At 75.3% G+C, this 20149-nt stretch carries 19 protein-coding genes; 7 read left to right on the forward strand and 12 right to left on the reverse strand.

From position 1 onward, the window contains the following. Positions 1-109: 109 nt before the first annotated feature. The 9 genes from ACGF5G_RS24585 to rimP all read right to left on the reverse strand — a co-directional run bounded on the left by ACGF5G_RS24585 (position 110) and on the right by rimP (position 8183). Positions 110-319, reverse strand: a complete 210-nt coding sequence (locus ACGF5G_RS24585; protein ID WP_393266999.1) for a DUF6186 family protein — start codon at positions 317-319, stop codon at positions 110-112. Further along, a complete protein-coding gene (locus ACGF5G_RS24590; protein WP_350680576.1) occupies positions 319-726 on the reverse strand; it encodes a hypothetical protein in 408 nt (135 codons plus the stop codon). The genes ACGF5G_RS24585 and ACGF5G_RS24590 overlap by 1 nt, the downstream gene beginning before the upstream one ends. 86 nt (positions 727-812) lie before the next feature. Continuing rightward, positions 813-1790, reverse strand: a complete 978-nt coding sequence (locus ACGF5G_RS24595; protein ID WP_393267002.1) for a bifunctional oligoribonuclease/PAP phosphatase NrnA — start codon at positions 1788-1790, stop codon at positions 813-815. 101 nt (positions 1791-1891) lie between these two features. Further along, a complete protein-coding gene (gene rbfA / locus ACGF5G_RS24600) occupies positions 1892-2377 on the reverse strand; it encodes a 30S ribosome-binding factor RbfA (protein ID WP_393266615.1) in 486 nt (161 codons plus the stop codon). Between the two features lie 241 nt (positions 2378-2618). After that, a complete protein-coding gene (locus ACGF5G_RS24605; RefSeq protein ID WP_091096658.1) occupies positions 2619-2912 on the reverse strand; it encodes a DUF503 domain-containing protein in 294 nt (97 codons plus the stop codon). An 87-nt stretch (positions 2913-2999) separates the two neighbouring features. Further along, positions 3000-5999, reverse strand: coding sequence for a translation initiation factor IF-2 (infB, locus tag ACGF5G_RS24610; protein ID WP_393266618.1), 3000 nt, complete (start codon positions 5997-5999; stop codon positions 3000-3002). Between the two features lie 93 nt (positions 6000-6092). Then, positions 6093-6425, reverse strand: a complete 333-nt coding sequence (locus ACGF5G_RS24615; protein WP_350704988.1) for a YlxR family protein — start codon at positions 6423-6425, stop codon at positions 6093-6095. Positions 6426-6441: 16 nt separating this feature from the next. Next, positions 6442-7485 (reverse strand): transcription termination factor NusA, encoded by a 1044-nt coding sequence (gene nusA / locus ACGF5G_RS24620; RefSeq protein WP_357453215.1) that lies wholly within the window; start codon positions 7483-7485, stop codon positions 6442-6444. Next, positions 7482-8183 (reverse strand): ribosome maturation factor RimP, encoded by a 702-nt coding sequence (rimP, locus tag ACGF5G_RS24625; RefSeq protein ID WP_393266621.1) that lies wholly within the window; start codon positions 8181-8183, stop codon positions 7482-7484. Before rimP ends, nusA begins: the two co-directional genes overlap by 4 nt. Before the next feature lie 230 nt (positions 8184-8413). On the opposite strand from rimP, the gene ACGF5G_RS24630 reads away from it, so the two are divergent. The 6 genes from ACGF5G_RS24630 (at position 8414) to ACGF5G_RS24655 (ending at position 14354) form a co-directional block, all read left to right on the forward strand. Beyond that, complete coding sequence (locus ACGF5G_RS24630; protein ID WP_357693945.1) at positions 8414-8863, forward strand: hypothetical protein; 450 nt, start codon at positions 8414-8416, stop codon at positions 8861-8863. Beyond that, a complete protein-coding gene (locus ACGF5G_RS24635) occupies positions 8860-9312 on the forward strand; it encodes a ferritin-like domain-containing protein (protein WP_393266623.1) in 453 nt (150 codons plus the stop codon). The genes ACGF5G_RS24630 and ACGF5G_RS24635 overlap by 4 nt, the downstream gene beginning before the upstream one ends. Positions 9313-9376: 64 nt before the next feature. Then, on the forward strand, positions 9377-9964 hold the full coding sequence (locus tag ACGF5G_RS24640; RefSeq protein ID WP_393266624.1) for a PadR family transcriptional regulator: 588 nt from the start codon (positions 9377-9379) through the stop codon (positions 9962-9964). Further along, positions 9961-10719 (forward strand): ABC transporter ATP-binding protein, encoded by a 759-nt coding sequence (locus ACGF5G_RS24645; protein ID WP_393266627.1) that lies wholly within the window; start codon positions 9961-9963, stop codon positions 10717-10719. The genes ACGF5G_RS24640 and ACGF5G_RS24645 overlap by 4 nt, the downstream gene beginning before the upstream one ends. Further along, complete coding sequence (locus ACGF5G_RS24650; RefSeq protein WP_393266628.1) at positions 10716-13418, forward strand: FtsX-like permease family protein; 2703 nt, start codon at positions 10716-10718, stop codon at positions 13416-13418. The genes ACGF5G_RS24645 and ACGF5G_RS24650 overlap by 4 nt, the downstream gene beginning before the upstream one ends. Before the next feature lie 198 nt (positions 13419-13616). Further along, a complete protein-coding gene (locus ACGF5G_RS24655; protein ID WP_393266631.1) occupies positions 13617-14354 on the forward strand; it encodes a nucleotidyltransferase domain-containing protein in 738 nt (245 codons plus the stop codon). Between the two features lie 82 nt (positions 14355-14436). Here ACGF5G_RS24655 and ACGF5G_RS24660 read toward each other — a convergent pair whose 3' ends face one another. Further along, positions 14437-15153 (reverse strand): VIT1/CCC1 transporter family protein, encoded by a 717-nt coding sequence (locus ACGF5G_RS24660; RefSeq protein WP_350704974.1) that lies wholly within the window; start codon positions 15151-15153, stop codon positions 14437-14439. Next, positions 15150-16007, reverse strand: a complete 858-nt coding sequence (gene map / locus ACGF5G_RS24665) for a type I methionyl aminopeptidase (protein WP_357453238.1) — start codon at positions 16005-16007, stop codon at positions 15150-15152. The genes ACGF5G_RS24660 and map overlap by 4 nt, the downstream gene beginning before the upstream one ends. A gap of 96 nt (positions 16008-16103) precedes the next feature. Between map and ACGF5G_RS24670 the strand changes: the two genes are divergently transcribed. Beyond that, positions 16104-16421, forward strand: a complete 318-nt coding sequence (locus ACGF5G_RS24670) for an STAS domain-containing protein (protein WP_363702578.1) — start codon at positions 16104-16106, stop codon at positions 16419-16421. Between the two features lie 34 nt (positions 16422-16455). Here ACGF5G_RS24670 and ACGF5G_RS24675 read toward each other — a convergent pair whose 3' ends face one another. After that, a complete protein-coding gene (locus ACGF5G_RS24675; protein ID WP_393266635.1) occupies positions 16456-20118 on the reverse strand; it encodes a SpoIIE family protein phosphatase in 3663 nt (1220 codons plus the stop codon). Between the last annotated feature and the right edge of the window lie 31 nt (positions 20119-20149).

Below are 20149 nucleotides of genomic sequence, written 5' to 3' on the forward strand. Positions count from 1 at the left end.
ACCCCCCGGATCATCCGCACGACAGGGGCAGTAAGTCATACCGAGCCGGGCGACCGAGCAGTCCCCGGCTGGGGACGATCAAAAAGGTAACGGGGGAGGAGGCCGGCGGTCAGCGGGCCAGGAAGTGCCAGCCGAGCCACCACCAGAAGCCGAAGAGCCCGATCCGGCCGACCGGCACCGGCCCCACCTCGTAGCGCATCACGTACGCGCAGACCTCGCCGAGCGTCGGGATCCGGGAGCCCTCGCGCCGGGCCGCCCACTCGACGGCGGCGAAGAGCACCAGCGCGGCCAGGAAGCCGCCGATCGCCATCGCCCGCATCATCGCCGCACCAACCCCCAGAACGCGGACAGCCAGGCCAGCCAGGCGGCCGACCGGACCAGCCGGTCCTCCAGCATCGGATCCGCCAGCCGGGAGAAGGTGGGGAAGTCGTCCCCGACCGCCAGCACGAACGTGGCCCCCTCGAAGACCCCGAAGACCACCACCGGAAGGGCCCACCAGGCCGCCGGGGCGCCGAGCCGGCGCGGGGCCGGCCGCCGGGGCACCCGGTTGCTCAGGCCCAGCCAGATCAACACGCCACCGGTGCCGAGGGTCCAGAGGTTGGCCTCCGTCGAGAACGACGGGAACCGGCCGCCGACCAGCGAGAGGCAGACGAGCACCGGCACGGTGACGGCGGGACGGTCCCAGGCGCGGGGCGCCTCGACGGTGAGGTCGTGGGGCTGCTCCATCCCGCGATTCTCCCCGGACTCGCCGAGCGCGGGAAGACGGACACTCCCCGGAGCTGACCCTGATCTTCCCGTGCGGGCCCGCCGGGTCAGCGCCGGTCGGGCCCGGTCAGCGCGCCGTCGAGCTCCGCGCGGATCCGGTCGACGACCTCGTCGACCGTCCCCCGCCCGGTGAATCCGGCGGCGAAACGGTGCCCGCCGCCGCCCAGCGCGACCGCCACCCGGCTGACGTCCACCGCGCCCTTGCTGCGCATCGACACGGCCCAGTCGCCGGTCGCGGTCTGCTTGACCACACAGCTCACGTCGGCCTCTGCGGTGCACCGGACCGAGTCGATCAGCGCCTCCAGCACGTACGCCGGTTGGTCGTGCCGGGCCAGGTCGTCCTGCGTGGCGTACGTCCAGACGAGGCCGTGCCCGACGGCCGCGGCCGGCTCCAGGCGCGCCCGGCCGAGCACCTCGCCGAAGAGGCGGACGGCGCCGAACGGCCGGGTGTCGAAGATCCGGCGGGAGATGTCACCGGGGCGGATGCCGGTGGCGATCAGGCGGGCCGCGAGCTGGTGCACCGCCGGCGTGGTCGCCTCGAACCGGAACGAGCCGGTGTCGGTGCTCAGGGCGACGTAGAGGCACTCCGCGATCTCCGCGTCCAGCGCGACGCCGAGCCGGGCGAGCAGCCCCTCGGCGACCACCGAGGTGGCCGCCGCGTGCGGGTCCACCAGGTTGACCCGGCCGAAGCGGGTGTTCGACGCGTGGTGGTCGAGCACCAGCGCGCCGCCGGCCGCGCCCAGCCGGTCGACCAGCTCGCCGAGCCGGGACTCGCTGGCCGCGTCGAAGCAGACGACCAGATCCGGGTCCGGGTACGCCTCGGTCGCCGGCACGAGCAGGTCGAGCCCGGGCAGGCCGCGGAACGGCTCGGGCACCTCCGGCGGGCCGGGGAAGGTCGCCTGCATCCGCCGTACGCCCAGCCGACGCAGCCCGAGCCCGAAGCCGAGCATGCTGCCCAGCGCGTCGCCGTCCGGGTTGACGTGGCAGATCAGCAGCACCCGCCCGTCCGGCGGCAGCCCCCGCACCGCCGCGACGGCCGCCGCCCAGTCCGCCTCGGCGGGGCCGGAGTCGGCCGATGGCGTCGCCTCGGCGAGGGTGCCACCGGCCGGACCGCCGGACGGTTCGGTCACCGCTGGTCCCCGCCCCGGGGCGGAGCCTCGTCCTCGTCCTCGTCCTCGTCGTGGGCCTCGTCGTCGGAGTCCAGCCGGTACGGCTGGGCCTCGCCCGCGTACGCGGCCCTGGCGGCGAGCCGCTGCACCTCGGCGTCGGCGGTGCGGGCCTGAGCGAGCAGGTCGTCGATGTGCTTGACCTGGTCCTGCACGTCGTCGAGGACGAAGGTCAGGGTCGGCGAGTGCCGCAGGCCGAGCGCCTTGCCGACGGTGCTGCGCAGCATGCCCTTGGCACTCTCCAGCGCCGCGGCGGTGCCGGACTGGGCCGCCGCGTCGCCGAGCACCGTGTAGAAGACGGTCGCGTCGCGCAGGTCGGCGGTGATCCGGGCGTCGGTAATGGTGATCATGCCGAGCCGGGGGTCCTTGATCTGGCTGCGCACCACCGACGCGACCAGTTCACGCACCCGCTCCGCGTGCCGGCGTACCTTGGCCGGATCCGACATTTCGCCACCTCCACGGCGTCCCGTTCCCGGCCGTCACCGGCGACGCGGAGCGCCCCGGAGCCGACCGGCCAACATCTCGAACACTACCCGCGCGGCGACCGCCGCCGCGCGTCGCCGGCGGTGCGCCGGCCCGGCCCGACGCCCGGCACACCCGCACCACCGGGGTCGTCACCGCCCGCCGCGCGCACCCGCGCCGCCGGGCGTCGGCACCGCCCGCCGGACGCGGGCACCCGCGCCGGCGTCAGTCCTCCTCGCCGTAGAGCCGCCGGCGCACCGAGAGCAACTCGGCCTCCGGCCGGCCGGCCACCAGGCGCTCGCAGGAGTCCAGCACCTCGCGGACGTGCGACGCCTCGGCGGCCACCACGGCCACGGCTATCTCGGCCCGACCGTGCAGGTCGAGCGCCCCGACCTCGGCGGCCGAGACCTCGAAGCGGCGCAGGGCCGCCACGATCGGGCGTACGTATGATCTCTTGGCCTTGAGCGACCGGGAGTCGCCCGGCAGCAGCAGGTCGAAGACCGCGGTTCCGGTGAACATCGCCCCGGACGATACCCGGACGTACCCCCACATGATCAAGGGGTTTACGCCTTTCGGCGTAAACCCCTCGATCAGTGGTTCACCGGATCAGGCGCGAGCCTTCTCCCGCATCTCGAAGGTCTCGATGATGTCGCCGACCTGGACGTTGTTGTAACCACCCAGGGTCAGACCACACTCGAAGCCCTCGCGCACCTCCGTGGCGTCGTCCTTGAACCGCTTGAGCGAGCTGATGGTGAGGTTGTCCGCCACCACCGAGCCGTCGCGCAGCAGGCGCGCCTTGGCGTTGCGCCGGATGATGCCCGACCGGACGATGCAACCGGAGATGTTGCCGACCTTGGACGAGCGGAAGACGTCGCGGATCTCCGCGGTGCCCAGCTCGACCTCCTCGTACTCCGGCTTGAGCAGCCCCTTGAGGGCGGCGTCGATCTCCTCGATGGCCTGGTAGATGACGGTGTAGTACCGGATCTCCACGCCCTCGCGGTCGGCCATCTCGCGGACCTTGTTGGAGGCCCGCACGTTGAAGCCGATGATCGTGACCGCCTCGGACGAGGCGCTCGCGAGCATGACGTCGCTCTCGGTGATCGCACCCACGCCCCGGTGGATGATCCTGAGCTGGACCTCCTCCGGGATGTCGAGGTTGAACAGCGCGTCCTCGAGGGCCTCCACGGAACCGGAGACGTCGCCCTTGAGCACCAGGTTGAGCGAGGTCTTCTCGCCCTCCTTGAGCTGCTCCATGAGCGTCTCGAGGGTGGCCCGGCCACGGGAGTTGGCGAATGCCGCCGCCCGCCGCCGCGCCTGCCGCTGCTCGGCGATCTGGCGCACCGTGCGGTCGTCCTCGGCCGCCAGGAAGGTGTCACCCGCACCCGGCACCGCGGTCAGACCGAGCACCAGGACCGGACGGGCCGGACCCGCCTCGGCGACCTGGTTGCCGTTCTCGTCGAGCATCGCCCGGACCCGGCCGTGCGCCCCACCGGCGACGATCGAGTCGCCCGCCCGCAGGGTGCCCTTCTGCACCAGCACCGTCGCCACCGCGCCGCGGCCCTTGTCCAGGTGCGCCTCGATGGCCACACCCTGCGCCGGCCCGTCGATCGGAGCGGTCAGCTCCAGCGACGCGTCGGCGGTCAGCAGGACCGCCTCGAGCAGGTCGTCGATGCCGATGCCGGGCTTCGCCGCCACGTTGACGAACATCGTGTCGCCGCCGTACTCCTCGGCGACCAGCCCGTACTCGGTCAGCTGCTGGCGGACCTTGTCCGGGTTGGCCTCCGGCTTGTCGACCTTGTTGACCGCCACCACGATCGGCACGTCGGCCGCCTTGGCGTGGTTCAACGCCTCGATCGTCTGCGGCATCACGCCGTCGTCGGCCGCCACCACCAGCACCACGATGTCGGTCACCTGGGCACCACGGGCACGCATGGCGGTGAACGCCTCGTGACCCGGGGTGTCGATGAAGGTCACCGCCCGGTCCTCGCCCTCGTGCGGGACGTGGACCTGGTACGCGCCGATGTGCTGGGTGATGCCACCCGCCTCGCCGGCCACGACGTTCGCCTTGCGGATCGCGTCGAGCAGCTTGGTCTTACCGTGGTCGACGTGACCCATGACGGTCACGACCGGCGCACGGCTGACCAGGCGGTCCTCCGCGACCTCGGCGTCGAGGTCGATGTTGAACTGCGCGAGCAGCTCGCGGTCCTCGTCCTCCGGGCTGACGATCTGCACGTTGAAGCCGAGGTGCTCACCCAGCAGCTGCAGGGTGTCGTCGGAGCACGACTGGGTCGCGGTGACCATCTCGCCCAGGTTGAACATCTCCTGGACCAGCGAACCCGGGTTGGCGTTGATCTTGTCGGCGAAGTCCGACAGCGAGGCGCCACGGGAGAGCCTGATGACCTGACCCTGACCCCGGGGGGCACCCGAGCTCATGGTCGGGGCCGACAGGTTGTCGAACTCCTGTCTGCGCTGCTTCTTGGACTTGCGACCACGGGTCGGCCGGCCACCCGGACGCCCGAAGGCACCCGCGGCGCCACCGCCACGGCCACGACCGCCGCCACCGGGACGACCACCGCCACCAGCCGGGGCACCCGGACGGAAACCGCCGCCGGGAGCACCGCCGCCGCCACCACCGGGGCCGCCGCGGTAGCCACCGCCACCGCCGCCACCACCGGGACCGCCGCGGAAGCCACCGCCACCGCCGCCGCCACCGGGACGGAAGCCACCGCCACCGGGACGACCCGCGCCGCCGCCGGGGCCGCCACGCCCGCCACCGGGACCGCCGGGGCGACCCGTGGTGGGCCGCTGGCTCGGCATGGAGGCCGGGCTGGGCCGCGGCGGCATGGAGGCCGGGCTCGGCCGCGGCGGCATGCCCGCCGGGCTGGGCCGGGGACCGCCGGCACCGGCGGCCGGCGGCCGCTGCTGCTGCTGACCGCCCTGGATGCCGAACGGGTTGTTGCCGGCGCCGCGCGCCGGCGGGCGACCACCCGGCCGGGCACCCGGGCCCGGCTGCGGGGCGCCGGGACGACCCGCGGCCGGGGAACCCGGACGGGGCGGCACGGCGTTCGGGCCGGGACGCGGACCCGGACGGGGACCGCCCTCGGTCGGGGGCTCCCGTCGGACGTTCTCCCGCTGCTGCTGGCGGGCGGCCTGCGCGGCCTTGACCGCGGCCTCCTGCTCAGCCTTCAGCGCGGCGGCGCGCGCCTCGGCGGCCGCCACCTCGATGTCGTGCGCGCTCGCCGGCTTGGCGACCGGGGTCGCCGGCTGCGGCGGGCCGGGGACCGGGCCCTTGGGCTTCGGTCCAGGGGTCGGCGCGGCCGGCCGCCGCGGCGGCATCGGCTTGGCCGAGACCCGGGGGGCACCCGGGGTCGGGGACGGCGTCGGGGTCGGTGCCGGGCTCGGGGCTGCCGCCGGAGGGGCGGTCGGCGCCGAGGACCCACCGGCGGACGCGACGAATGCGCCACGCAGACGTCGGGCGACGGGCGCCTCGACGGTGCTGGACGCGGACTTCACGAACTCGCCCATCTCCTTGAGCTTGGCGAGAACGGTCTTGCTTTCGACCCCGAGCTCTTTCGCAAGCTCGTGTACGCGGGCCTTACCTGCCACTGCACTCCTCACTCCGAGGTCGTGCGGGCAGCACCCGCAGCGACCTCACTCGTGCACTTGAAGCCTGGTCATTTCAGGGACTTCATCGTGTGCTCATGTCGGTCGTCCTACCTTGCTAGCGACCCTCGCCCGGTCGGGCTGACCGGACGTAGTGGTTGGCGCATCGACGTGCTCCGCGAGCTCACCGTGGTCGAGGACCCCGGTGACGCGCAGCGCCCGCCCGAAGGCGCGCCGCCGCACCGCTTGCGCGAAGCAGGCCGGATCCGGGTGCATGTTCGCTCCCCGACCCGGCAGCCTGCGGGCCGGATCGGGCCGGAGGCTGTGACCAGCCTCGTCGCCGACCGCGACGATCCGCAGCAATTCGCTGGCCGGCGCACGTCGCCGGCAACCCACACAGGTGCGCTCCGGCAGCGCGCGTCGTACCACTGGAGAAAGTCTACCCCTAGGCGCCCGAGATCGCGCTGCCCGGCTCCGGGACGTGATCAGCCCCGCTCCGGCCGCTCGCCCCGGCCTGCTCCGCGTCGGACCGGATGTCGATCCGCCAACCGGTCAGCCGGGCAGCAAGCCGGGCATTCTGCCCCTCCCTGCCGATGGCGAGGGAGAGCTGGAAGTCCGGCACCGTCACCCGGGCCGTCCGGGTGGCCAGGTCGACCACCTCGACCCGCAGCGCCTTGGCCGGCGACAACGCGTTGCCGACGAAGGTCGCCGGGTCGTCCGACCAGTCGATGATGTCGATCTTCTCGCCGTGCAGCTCGCTCATCACCGCGCGGACCCGCTGGCCCATCGGGCCGATGCAGGCCCCCTTGGCGTTCACGCCCTGGGCGGTGGAGCGGACCGCGATCTTCGTACGGTGACCCGCCTCACGTGCGATCGCGCCGATCTCGACCGTGCCGTCGGCGATCTCCGGCACCTCGAGCGCGAAGAGCTTCTTGACCAGCGCCGGGTGCGAACGGGACAGGGTGATCTGCGGGCCGCGCATCCCCTTGGCCACGTGCACCACCACGCAGCGGATCCGCTCGCCGTGGACGTACCGCTCGCCGGGCACCTGCTCCGACTGCGGCAGGACGCCCTCCAGCTTGCCCAGGTCGACGGTGACGATGCCCTTCTCCGCCCGCGCCTCGTGCGCCTGCACCACGCCGGTGACCAGGTCGCCGTCGCGGCCGACGTACTCGCCGAAGTGCACCTCGTCGGTGGCCTCCCGCAGCCGCTGGAGGATCACCTGCTTCGCGGTCATGGCGGCGATCCGGCCGAAGTCGTGCGGGGTGTCGTCCCACTCCCGCACCACCGTGCCGTCGTCGTCCAGCTCCTGCGCGTAGACCAGGGCCGCGCCGGACTTGCGGTCGATCTCCACCCGGGCGTGCGGTTCCGCCCCCTCGGTGTGCCGGTAGGCCGTCAGCAGCGCGGTCTCGATCGCCGCGAGGATCGTGTCGAACGGGATCTCCCGCTCGCGCTCGAGTGCGCGCAGCGCCGCGAGGTCGATGTTCACCTCTCCTCGTCCTCCACATCATCTTCGTCGTCGAAGTCGTCGGTGTCGTCCATGTCGTCGGGTTCGTCCGTCTCCTCGATCTCGTCGAGGCGGTGGAACTCGACCTGCACCCGGCCGGGGCCGAGCTCGGCGTAGGTCCACGTGGTGCGGCCGGTGTCGGTCTCCAGCACCACGCGTTCGTCGTCGGCCTCGACCACCCGGCCGGTGACCTGCCGGTCGCCGGCGGGCTGCCCGGCGCGCTGCCCGGGCGGAGCGCCCGCGCCGCGGGCGGTCACCTTGACCAGCCGCCCGACGTTGCGCCGCCAGTGCCGGGGCAGGGTCAGCGGCCGGTCCACGCCCGGGGAGCTGACCTCCAGCTGGTATTCCCCGGCGACGATGTCACCCCCGGACTCCTCGGCCGCGTCGAGGGCCGCGGAGACGGCCCGGGAGACCTCGGCGACGGCATCCAGGTTGATCCCGCCGTCGGCGTCCACGATCACCCGCACCACGTGCCGGCGGCCGGCCCGGGAGACGGTGAGCTCCTCCAGGTCGTAGCCGGCGCCGGCGACCACCGGCTCGATGACCTCACGCAGCCGGGCCCGCCGGGCGGCGAGGTCGCCGCGCGGGCCGCCGGCGCGTTCCCCGCCCCGGGGGGCGTCGGCGCGCCGGGGTCTGCCCGCCGGACCCGTCGACCTCGTGGCACGGCCACGCTGCGTCATCTCCGCACCCTTCTCGTGATCGACGGCGCCCCGATCGGTCGCCATGCCGGTATGCCACCGGAGCTGACGCGCCGGTGGCTGCGCAGAGCGTAACGCGCCTGCCGGGCACCGGACCGGGCGGCGCACCGACGCCGGTGGCCCACGTACGGCCGGTGATGGTGTTGACTTGTCCGGTGGCGACGGGCAGAACGACACAACGCGGCGGAGCAACCGGGCATTCCCGGCGAACGGTGCTGCGCGCCGGGGCGCTCCTGGCACTCGGCGGCGCGACGGCGCCGCTGACCGGCTGTGATCTTCTCGACCGCGACGACGATCCCAGTCCCGGGCCCGACCCGCTCACGCCGCTGCTCGACGAGGCGCTCCGGCTCGCCGCCGGGCACCGCGACGCCGCCGCGGCGCACCCCGCGCTGGCCGGCCTGCTCACCCCGATCGCCGAGGCGCACGGCGCGCACGCGGCCGAGCTGGCCCGGGTGATCGGCGTGCCGCTGCCCTCGGCGCCCGCCGCGGCCACCCCCGCCCCGGCGGCCGACCCGGCCGCCGCCCGGGCCGCGCTGCGGGAGCGCGAGCGCACCGGCCGGGAGACGGCGACCAGTGCCTGCGCGGCGGCGCCGGCGGAGCGGGCCGCCCTGCTCGCCTCGATCGCCGCCGCCCGGGCCACGCACGTGGAGGCGCTGAAGTGACCGCACCGACACCGACACCGACCGGGCCGGCCGGAGCCCTGGGCGCGGCGCTCACCGCCGAGTACGCGGCGATCTGGGCCTACGGCCCCATCGGGGTACGCCTCACCGGCGCGGCCCGGACCGCCGCCCGCGAGGCGGAGGCCGCGCACCGGCGCCGCCGCGACGACCTGGTGATGCAGCTGAGCGCGGGCGGCGGCAGCGTCCCGCCCGACCGGGCGGGCTACGCCCTGCCGTTCCCGGTGACCGACCGGGCGAGCGCGCTGCGGCTCGCCGTCGAGGTGGAGGAGCGCACCGCGGCGTTCTGGCGGGCGGCGGTGCCCGCCACCACCGGCGCCGACCGCGACCGGGCGCTGGCCGCCCTGGTCGAGTACGCCCTGCGGGCAACCCGCTGGCGCCGGACGGCCGGAATCACCCCGCTGACCGTGCCGTTCCCCGGCCGGCCCGCCTGACCGCCGCTGCCGGCGGTGACGCTCCGGTTGCGGGTCGCATACCAGGTATGCATACTCCGGAGCCATGTCCATCCGTCACGGGCTGCTCGCCCTGCTCGAACGCGGCCAGATGTACGGCTACCAGCTCCGCGCCGCGTTCGAGGAGTCGACCGGCTCGACCTGGCCGCTGAACATCGGGCAGGTCTACACCACCCTGTCCCGCCTGGAGCGGGACGGGCTGGTCCGCTCGCTCCCCGAGAGCGAGGCCGGGCAGCGCCCGTACGAGATCACCGACGCCGGGCGGACGGACCTGGCGCTGTGGTTCGCCACCCCGATCAGCCGCACCGACCGGCCCCGCGACGAGTTGGCGATCAAGCTGGCCCTCGCGCTGACCACGCCCGGCGTCGACGTGCGCTCGGTGGTGCAGACCCAGCGCAGCGCGACCATGCGGACGCTGCAGGAGTTGACCCGGTTGAAGTACGCCAGCGACCGCCCGGAGGACCTGCCGTGGCGGCTGGTGCTGGACGCCATGGTCTTCCAGGCCGAGGCCGAGGTGCGCTGGCTGGACCACTGCGAGACGAGCCTGGTGCGCTACCGTCCGACGGAGCCCGGCCGCGCGCCGACGACGCCCGCCGAGGCGGTGGACCGGGCGGACGAGGAGGCGCGACGGTGAGCGTGGGCAGCGGGCCGGCGGGCGACAGCCCGGCCCCGGCCGTGCTCGATGTGCGCGACGTGCACCGCACCCACGGCACCGGGCCGGCGGCGGTGCACGCGCTGCGCGGCGTGAGCCTCGCCGTCCACCCGGGCGAGCTCGTCGCGGTGATGGGGCCCTCCGGCTCCGGGAAGTCCACCCTGTTGGCCCTCGCCGGCGGGCTGGACGGCCCGACCGCCGGCGAGGTGCTCGTCGAGGGCGAGCACCTCGGCGCCCTGGACCGGCGCCGCCTCGCCCAGGTGCGTCGCCGCCGGATCGGCTACATCTTCCAGGACCTGAACCTGCTCGGCAGCCTCACCGCCGTGGAGAACGTCGCGCTCCCCCTGGAACTCGACGGGACCGGCGTCCGGCGGGCGCGCCGGCTGGCGCTGGACGCGCTGGCCGAGGTGGGCCTGCCGGAACTCGGCGACCGGTTCCCCGACCAGCTCTCCGGCGGCCAGCAGCAGCGGGTGGCGATCGCCCGCGCGCTGGTCGGCGAGCGCCGGCTGGTGCTCGCCGACGAGCCCACCGGGGCGCTGGACTCGCAGACCGGCGAGGCGGTGCTGCACCTGCTGCGCCGGCGGGTCGACGCCGGGGCCGCCGCGGTCCTGGTCACCCACGAGGCGCGGCACGCCGCCTGGGCCGACCGGGTGGTCTTCCTCCGCGACGGGGTGCTGGTCGACTCGACGGCCCCGCTCGGCAGCGTGGAGCAGCTGTTGACCGGCAGCGGTCGGTGACGGCGGGCCGGGGCGGCCGGCTCGCGGGCGCCGTCGGCTCCTGGTGGGTGGCGCTGCGGATCGCCCGCCGGGAGGCCCGACGGGCGCGGGGACGTACGGCGCTGGTGCTCGCGATGATCACGCTGCCGGTGCTGGTGCTGACCTTCACCGCGGTGAGCTGGGACATGTCCGAGCTGACCCGGGCCGAGCGGACCGAGCGACAGCTCGGTGTCGCCGACGCGGAACTGCTCTGGGTGGCGCGCGGGCCGGTCACCCAGGACTCCTGGGGCGATGGCTGGGTGTCCGACCACGACGCGACCCCGCCGGCCGAACGGGTCACCGCCGAACAGGTCACCGCCCTGCTGCCGGCCGGGAGCCGGGTCGTCCCGCTGCGCCGCTGGGTGAACTTCGACGCCCGGGTCGGCGACCGGGTCGACCGGGACGTCACCGGCCGCGCCGTGGACCTCGCGGACCCGCTCGGCCGGGGGCTGGCCCGGTTCCGTTCCGGCCGGGCGCCGGCCGGGCCGGACGAGATCGCGCTGAGCCCCGCCGCGCTGAGCCGACTCGACGTCCGTCCCGGTGGCACCGTCACGTCCGGGGACGGCTCCCGCTCGTGGCGGGTGGTCGGGGTGGTCGAGTACCCGGACGACCTGGGACCGATCGTCACGCTGCACCCGGCGACCGCCGGTCCGACGGACGCCGAGCCGGACATGACCTGGCTGGTGGACCTGCCCGGGACGGCGGACGAGACACTGTTCCGCCGGCTCAACGACCACGGCGTCGTGGTCCACGCCCGCACCCCCGCCCCGCCCTCGGGGGTGGACTTCGTCGGGCCCGAACCGTTCTCCTCGGTCGACGTCGAGGGGATGAGCGTCTCGGTACTCGTCGGCGGGCTGGGGCTGCTGGAGGTGGTGCTGCTCGTCGGCCCGGCCTTCGCGGTCGGCGTACGGCGGCGGCGCCGGGACCTCGCGTTGGTCGCGGTGGCGGGCGGCGACGACGCCCACCTGCGCCGGATCGTGCTGGCCGACGGCGTGGTGCTGGGCGCCCTCGGGGCGGCCACCGGGCTCACGCTCGGCGTCGCCGCCGCGTTCGCCGCCCGGCCGCTGGTCGAGCAGCACCTCTACGGCGCGCGCTTCGGCGGGTACCGCTGCTGGCCGGAGGCCCTGGTGGCGGTCGCGGCCGTCGCGGTGCTGTCCGGCGTGCTGGCCGCGCTGGCCCCGGCCTGGGCGGCGGCCCGGCAGGACGTGGTGGCCGGGCTGGCCGGCCGCCGCACCCCGCCCGCGCACCGGCGGCGCTGGCTCACGGCCGGCGTGTGCATGGCGGCCGGCGGGGCGGCGCTGGCCGCGTTCGGGGCCGCCCGGACGTCGCCGCCGGTGATCCTCGCCGGTCTGGTCCTCGGCGAGCTGGGGCTGGTCTTCGCCACCCCGACGCTGGTCGGCCTGCTCGCCCGGCTCGGGCGGTCGCTCCCGCTGGCGCCCCGGATCGCGCTGCGCGACGCCAGCCGCAACCGTTCCTCGGCCGCCCCGGCGATCTCGGCGGTGATGGCGGCGGTCGCCGGCAGCGTCGCGGTCGGGGTGTACCTGGCCAGCGACCACGCGCGGAGTGCCGCGACGTACGAGCCGAGTATGCCCGCCGGCACGGTGCTGGTGCACCGGCCGGACCTGGACACCGCACCCGCCCTGGCCCGGGTCACCGAGGCGGCCCGCGACCAGCTCGGCGCCGCCACGGTGGCGCCGCTGGCCGGGGTGCGGTGCACGACGGAGGCCGAGCCCTGCTCGGTCGCTCCGGTGCTGCCGCCGCACCGGGCGTGTCCCTGGCCGGCCGGCGACGGCCTGAGCGAGGCCGAGCGGCGGCAGGCCCGGGCGGACGCCCGCTGCCGGGGCGACAACCTCCACGGCGCGTACTTCCAGGTGCTGGTGGACGATGGGAACGCCCTGCCGCTGCTGACCGGTGCCGACCCCGCCGACGTCGCCGCCGCGGCCGCCGTGCTGCGCGCCGGCGGCGCGGTGGTGACCGATCCGCGCTACGTGGTGGACGGGCGGATCGAGGTGGCGGTGAACGGGTCGGGACCGGCCGGGCCGGTGACCTCCGCGCCCACCGCCGTCGCCGCGTACGCGCTGCGCACCGGGGTGCCGACGGAGCGGCTGCTGCTCTCGCGGCGGGCGGCCGACCGGCTCGGGCTGGCCACCCGTGCGCTCGGCTGGGCCGTCGCGGCCGACGGGGCACCCGACCAGGGCCGGCAGGACCGGTTCGCCACCGCGCTGCGCCCGCTCGGCGCCCACGTGGAGATCGAGCAGGGCGACCGGTCGGACGACGGGCGGCCGGTGCTGCTCCTGCTGGCCGCCGCGGCCGGGGTGATCACCGTGGGCGCCGCCGGCATCGCCACCGGGCTGGCGGCGGCCGAGGGGCGCGCCGACCTGTCCACGCTGGCCGCGGTGGGCGCCGGCCCCGGCCTGCGCCGGCTCCTGTCGCTGTGCCAGTCGGGGGTGATCGCCGTGCTGGGCTCGGTGCTCGGCATCGTCGCCGGCCTCGGCTCGGCGGTGATCATCCTGACCGCCCTGAACCGCCGGTACGCCGGCTCGTGGCCGGTTCAGGACCCGTACCCGGTGGTGGTCCCGTGGGCGACCCTCGGCGTCCTGGTGGTGGTGCCGCTGGTCGCGATGCTCGGCGCGGGACTGTTCACCCGGTCCCGGCTGCCGGTCGAGCGACGCCTCGACTGACCGGCCGGCGCCGCGCACACTGGTGCCCGGGCCCGTCCTGCAAGCCCTCACCCGCCGCGTCGAGAGTCCCCACCGGGCGCGGCGGGCCGGGCGGATCGGGCGGGCGCGACTAGGCTGGTGCGGTGACCTGCGCCGCCGCGACACCGCGGGCCGGCTCGTGCCGGGCGGCCCGGTCGGCGAGGGCGTGAGGTGGTCGGCGTGGACGTGGACGGCGTGGCCTCCGGCGGCGACCCGCACCCGGGCGATCCACGCTGGGCGGTGGCCGAGCGGGTCGCCGACGCCGCCCGCCGGCGCTTCCCGGCCGACGTGCTCGCCGTCGCCGTGCACGGCCCGCTCGCGCACGGCGACGACGACGGCGGCGGGGACGGCGAGGTCGGGCTGCTGGTGGTGACCTACCGGCCCGGCGGCGGCCCGCCCCCGGCGACCCGGCGGGTCGACGGCGTGCTGGTCGACCTGACCGTGGCCGGCGCGGACGACTACCTCCACCAGGCCCGGCTGATCTCCCCGCTCTGGCCGCTGACCGCCGACCGGTACGTCAGCACCCGGGCGCTGCACGACCCGACCGGCTGGCTGCGCACGCTCCGTGACGAGCACCTGGGCCGGCTGGCCCGTGCCCGGCCGGCCGAGTTCAGCACGGCGGCCCGGCAGGCGTGGTACAGGGGCAGCGCGGCGCACGCCCGGGCGGCCCGGCTGGCCGGGTGGTACGAGACCGACCAGGCCCTGCTGATGCTCGGCGAGGCGCGGCTGGCGGCGGCCACCGTGAACGGGCTGCTCAGCCGCACCTACTTCCGCGACCCCGGGGACGCGGTGCGGCGCACCGGCCTGGCCGGCGCGGACATGACCGAGGTGGGTGCCGTGCTGGCCCGCCAGGCGGCGGAGCTGACGGCCCGGGGCCGCCCCGTCGACGGGACGGTCGACGACCTCCTCGACGGCTGACCCGCCGCGCGGCGGCGGGACGCCCTGGCCGACGAACCGGAGCGCCTACGACCGGCTCCGCCGGCCCGAGGGCGCGGCGGCGTCAGCCGAGGGCGCCCTGGACGCCGATGAGGGCGCCGACGAGGTAGGTGGCGCCGGCCGCCGCGGCACCCAGCAGGAGCTGGCGCAGGCCGCCGGACCACCAGGGCCGGGCGGTGAACCGGGCGACCACCGCCCCGGCCGCGAAGAGCCCGAGCCCACCGACGGCCAGCGCCAGCCAGAGGCTGGTCGAGCCGAACAGGTAGGTCAGCAGCGGCACCAGGGCCCCGACCGAGAAGAACAGGAACGACGAGATCGCGGCCGCCCACGGGCTGGGCTGGTCGTCGGGGTCGACGCCCAACTCCTCCCGGACGTGCACCCGCAGCGCCTCCTCCGGGTTGCGCCGCACGGCCTCGGCGACCTGCATGGCGAGGTCGTGCGGCAGGCCCCGGGCGACCCACGCCTCGGCCAGCTCGCGCGCCTCCGCCTCGGGGTGCCGCTCCAGCTCGCGGCGTTCCTTGGCCACCTCGGCCGCGACCTGCTCGTTGGCCGAGCGGACGCTCGTGTACTCCCCCAGCCCCATCGAGATGGCGCCGGCCACCAGGCCGGCGGTGCCGGTGAGCACGATGCTGCGGGGCGACACCCCGCCGCCGCCGACGCCCGCGATCAGGGCGATGTTGGTGACGAGGCCGTCCATCGCGCCGAAGACGGCGGGCCGCAGCCAGCCGCCGGACACGTCCGCGTGGTGCGCCTCGCGCAGCGCCGCAGGGGTGTCGGTCACGGCAGTGTGAGGATCTCGTGGCCGTCCTCGGTCACCACGATGGTGTGCTCGAACTGCGCGGTCCACTTGCGGTCCTTGGTGACCACCGTCCAGCCGTCGTCCCACATGTCGTACTGGTGGGTGCCGAGGGTGATCATCGGCTCGATCGTGAACGTCATCCCCGGCTCCATCACGTCGGTCGGGCGGGGGCTGTCGTAGTGCGGCACGTAGAGCCCGCTGTGGAAGGACTCGCCGATGCCGTGGCCGGTGAAGTCGCGGACCACGCCGTAGCCGAAGCGCTTCGCGTACGACTCGATGACCCGGCCGACCACGTTGATCTGGCGGCCCGGGGCGACCGCGCGGATGCCGCGCATCATCGCCTCGTGGGTCCGCTCGACCAGCAGCCGGGCCTCCTCGCTGACCTCGCCGACGCAGAAGGTGGCGTCGGTGTCGCCGTGCACCCCGTTGATGTACGCCGTGACGTCGACGTTGATGATGTCGCCGTCGGCGAGCACGGTGGAGTCGGGGATGCCGTGGCAGATCACCTCGTTGAGGCTGGTGCAGCAGGACTTGGGGAAGCCCTTGTAGCCCAACGTCGACGGGTAGGCGCCGTGGTCGCAGAGGAACTCGTGCACGACCCGGTCGATCTCGTCGGTGGTCACGCCGGGCTTGCAGTGCTCACCCGCGAGCTGGGTGGCCTGAGCGGCGAGCCGACCCGCGATCCGCATCTTCTCGACGGTCTCCGGGGTCTGCACGTGCGAGCCGCGCCACTCCTGGGGACGCTTCTTGCCCACGTACTCCGGGCGGACGATGTGGGCGGGCACGGGCCGCAACGGAGAGAGCGTGCCTGGGGTCAGCGGCGCACGGACGGTCATGGGCCCAAGCCTATCGCCGCAGGGCCGGGCGGCCCCCGCCCCCGCCCGCCCGGCCCGGTTGTTGCCGCGCCCGAGAGGCTGTGCCATTGTGGCTGCGTGGATCAAGGGGACGGCGCGCCTCCCGTATTCTCCGCCAGCGCGGAGGCCGACGGTGGTCACGTCCGCGTCGTGGTGACCGGCGAGGTCGACATGGCCACCGCCGACACGATGGTCCAGACCGTGCTGCGGGAGCCGGCCGAGCGGGTGACGCTCGACCTGCGGGCGGTCACCTTCTTCGACTCGGCGGCGATCCACGCCGTGGTCCGGCTCGCCCAGCAGTTCCCCGACGCCCTCGCCGTCCTGCCGTCCCGGCAGGTCCGCCGCGTGCTGGACATCGCCGGTCTGGGCGAGCAGACCTGGCTCCGCCCGGCCTGATCCCGCGCCGCTCCGGCCGCCGCCGGGCGGGTGCTCAGTCCGCCAGCCGCCGGCGCAGCGTCACTTCCGTCCCCTCGGGGGTACGCGTGACCGACATCTCCCCCAGCGCCTTGATGAGGGACAACCCCCGCCCGCGGAAGCCCGACCCGGTCGACTCCCGCCACCGCCCGCTGTCGCGCACGGTGGCCACCACGGTGCGATCCTCGATGACCACCTCGACGGCGATCGCCGGCTCCGCGGGGTCGACGGGGTGCTCGATGGCGTTGGCGGCCGCCTCGGAGACGGCGACGGTCAGGTCGAACAGGTCCGTCTCGTTGACGGAGTGGGCGACGAGGAAGTCCTCCAGCCGCTTGCGCAGCACGCTGAGCCGGGTGGGGTCGGTCGGCAGCCGCAGCGCGAACCGGTTGAGTTCCGCCGCCTCCAGGGCCAGCACCGCGACGTCGTCGCGCAGGGGCCGCCCGGCGATCCGCCGGACCACGGCGTCGATCATGTCCGTCACGTGCTCGCCGGGCGTCGCCGCGTCCTGCCTGAGCCGGGCCAGCGCGTCGTCGATGTCGAGCTGCCGGTCCTCGATCAGCCCGTCGGTGTAGAGCAGCAGCCGGCTGCCCGGGGTCAGCTCCCCCTCGACCGTCCGGTAGGACGTGTCGGGGATCGCCCCGACGGGCGGGCCGAGCGCCCGGTCGTGCAGGAACGCCACGTCGTCCCCCCGGATCAGCAGCGGCGAGGGGTGGCCGGCGCTGGCGTACCGCAGCCGGCCGGTGCGCGGGCTGAACCAGAGGCAGACCACGGTGGCGAAGGAGCGGCCCTCCGTCGTCCCGACCAGCCGGTTGAGCCGGGTCAGCGACTCGCCCGGGTCGAACCCCTCCAGCACGTACGCCCGCAGCGCGTTGCGGAGCTGGCCCATCGCCGCCGCCGCGCGGACGCCCTTGCCCACCACGTCGCCGATGACCAGCACCAGCTCGTCGTCGCACAGGGCGACGACGTCGTACCAGTCTCCGCCGACCTCCACGTCGGCGCTGCCCGGCAGGTAGCGGCTGGCGACGACGGCGCCCGGCAGCTGCGGCAGCGACCGGGGCAGCAGGCTGTGCTGGAGCGTGGTGGCGATGCGGTGCTCGGCCTCGTAGAGCTGGGCGTTCTCCAGCCGCACGCCGACCAGCCGGGCGAGCTGGGTGAGCGCGGCCTCGTCGGTGCGGGCGCCGTCGCCGTCCGGCCGCCAGACCCGCAGCTCGCCGAGCTGCTCGCCGACGGTGCCGGTCAGCGGCAGCACGAAGGACGGCTCGACGGGGGCCGACCCGCCGCCGTCGGCCTCGAAGCGCATCCCGGTCGCCGAGACCACCACCCGGGCGGCCTCGGCGAGGCTGAGCGCGTGCCGCGCGGCGACCTGGAGCACGTCGGCCGTGGATCGGGCGGTGTTGACCGCCACCGCGGCGTCGGCCAGCGCCCGTAGCCCGCGGATGATCTGGCCGCGGAGCTGGCCCAGCTCGACGTTGGCCCGGACCCGGGCGATCAACTCCTGGCCGGAGAAGGGCTTGGTGAGGTAGTCGTCGGCGCCGGCCGAGAGCCCGGCGACCGCCTCGGCGGAGCCGGCGCGGGCCGACAGCAGCACGATCGGCACGTGCCGGGTACGCGCGTCCGCACGCAGCGCGGCGACCAGCCCGAAGCCGTCCAGCCGAGGCATCATCACGTCGGTCAGCACCAGGTCGAAGGCGCCGTCGACGGCCAGCCGCAGCGCCTCCAGGCCGTCGGTCACCGCGACCACCTCCCATGACGGGGCGAGCAGCCGGGTGACGTGTTCGCGCAGGTCGGCGTTGTCGTCGGCGACCAGGATCCGCCCGGCGGCGCCCGACCCGGCCACCCGGGTCGCCCCGGCTCCCGCGGCGTCGGCCCAGCGGGCGGTCTCCGCCACGTACAGGTCGGCCCGCACCAGCTCGACCGGCGCCGGGGGGCCGGCGTCGGCGACCCGTTCGGGCGGCAGGTGCCCGGTGCCGAAGGGGACGGTCACGGTGAACGTGCTGCCCTCGTCCACGCGGCTGCTGGCGGCCACCTCGCCGCCGTGCATCTCGACCAGCTCGCGGACCAGCGCCAGACCGATCCCGGTGCCCTCGTGGGTGCGCGAGCGCGCCCCCGGCGCCCGGTGGAAGCGGTCGAAGACCTGCGGCAGCTCCTCGGGGACGATGCCGACGCCCGTGTCGGCGACCTCCAGCCGGGCGGCGCCGTCGACGGCGCGGACCCGCACCCGGATCTCCCCGTCGAAGGTGAACTTCACCGCGTTCGACACCAGGTTGAGGACGATCTTCTCCCACATGTCCCGGTCCACGAAGACCGGTGCCGGCAGCGGCGGGCAGTCGACCACCAGGCGCAGCCCGGCCCGATCGGCCGCCGAGCGGAACGTGCTGGCCAGCCGGGAGGTGTAGTCCGCCAGGTCGGTCGGCTGGTAGTGGGCGGCCAGCCGACCGGACTCCAGCCGGGAGAAGTCGAGCACCGTGTTGACGAGCTTGAGCAGCCGCAGCGCGTTGCGGTGCATGGTGGTGAGCCGGTCCGTGTACGCCGCGGGCAGCGCCGGGTCGGCGAGCAGGTCCTCCAGCGGGCCGAGCACCAGGGTCAACGGGGTGCGGAACTCGTGGCTGATGTTGGCGAAGAAGTTGGTCTTGGCCCGGTCGAGGGCGGCCAGCTCGGCGGCCCGGGCGCGCTGGTGCTCGTACGCCTGCTGCTTGCCGACGGCCCGGGAGACCTGCGCGGCGACCAGGTCGAAGAAGTCGCGGTACTCGGCGGTCAGCGGCAGCCGGCGGGCGAGGCCGACGACCAGCGTCCCGACGGTCTCGTTCGCCGCGGTGACCGGCAGCACCAGCGCCCGCTCGGCCGCGCCGGCCGGGACCCGGGCGAGCAGGTCCGTCACGGCGACGGTGGTGGCGGCGCCGCCGGCGGCGACCTCGGCGAGCGACGCCGGGGACGGCGTGGTGACCGCCGCAACGTCGACGCCGCTGCGCCCCGCCAGCGCGAGGCGGCCGGTGTCGTCGGGCAGGTGCACCAGGGCGAACGGCACGTCCGGCCGGTGCCGGTCGAACACCGCGGCGGCGGCCCGGCCCAGCTCCGCCGTGCTGCCCACCTCGGCCAACTCGCTGCCCAGCTCCGCCAGCAGCCGCAGCCGGCGCTCGCCGAGCACCCGGCCGGTGGTCTCGTTGACGATGCAGAAGATGCCGTCGACGGTGCCGTCGACGCCCAGGATCGGGTCGTACGAGACGTCGAAGTACGTCTCCTCGAGGAAGCCGTGCCGGTCGAGCGGGAAGGGATGGTCCTCGGCCCGGTACGACCGGCAGCCGCGCCGGACGCCCTCCAGCAGCGGCCCGAGCACGTCCCAGGTCTCCGCCCAGTGCTCGCGGGCCGGCCGGCCCAGCGCGTCCGGGTGCTTGCCGCCGATCGTCGGCCGGTAGGCGTCGTTGTAGAAGGCGAGCTGCTCCTCGCCCCAGAACATGACGATCTGGGCGCTGGAGGCGAGCATCATGCCGACCGCCGCACAGAGCGCAGCCGGCCAGCGGTCCGGGGTGCCCAGCGGGGTGGTGGACCAGTCGAACGCGCGCATCCGCTCGCCCATCTCGCCGCCGGCCGCGAACGCCGCGGCGAGCAGCGGGGGAAACTCCGCTTCCCGGACGCGGTCGGGTGGGTGCCCCTCGTCCACGCCCCCCTGGGCCGAGCTCATGCAGCCTCCCGCTCCGGCCTTCCCCGCCTCG

The organism is Micromonospora sp. NPDC047730 (assembly GCF_043204765.1).
Classification (GTDB): Bacteria; Actinomycetota; Actinomycetes; order Mycobacteriales; family Micromonosporaceae; genus Micromonospora.

What these genes read in the sequence shown, in the direction of transcription:
- map (WP_357453238.1), bottom strand. Translation starts at nt 16,007, where the DNA reads ATGACCGTCCGTGCGCCGCTGACCCCAGGCACGCTCTCTCCGTTGCGG.
- rbfA (WP_393266615.1), bottom strand. Translation starts at nt 2,377, where the DNA reads ATGTCGGATCCGGCCAAGGTACGCCGGCACGCGGAGCGGGTGCGTGAA.
- ACGF5G_RS24590 (WP_350680576.1), bottom strand. Translation starts at nt 726, where the DNA reads ATGGAGCAGCCCCACGACCTCACCGTCGAGGCGCCCCGCGCCTGGGAC.
- ACGF5G_RS24585 (WP_393266999.1), bottom strand. Translation starts at nt 319, where the DNA reads ATGCGGGCGATGGCGATCGGCGGCTTCCTGGCCGCGCTGGTGCTCTTC.
- ACGF5G_RS24605 (WP_091096658.1), bottom strand. Translation starts at nt 2,912, where the DNA reads ATGTTCACCGGAACCGCGGTCTTCGACCTGCTGCTGCCGGGCGACTCC.
- ACGF5G_RS24675 (WP_393266635.1), bottom strand. Translation starts at nt 20,118, where the DNA reads ATGAGCTCGGCCCAGGGGGGCGTGGACGAGGGGCACCCACCCGACCGC.
- ACGF5G_RS24640 (WP_393266624.1), top strand. Translation starts at nt 9,377, where the DNA reads ATGTCCATCCGTCACGGGCTGCTCGCCCTGCTCGAACGCGGCCAGATG.
- rimP (WP_393266621.1), bottom strand. Translation starts at nt 8,183, where the DNA reads ATGACGCAGCGTGGCCGTGCCACGAGGTCGACGGGTCCGGCGGGCAGA.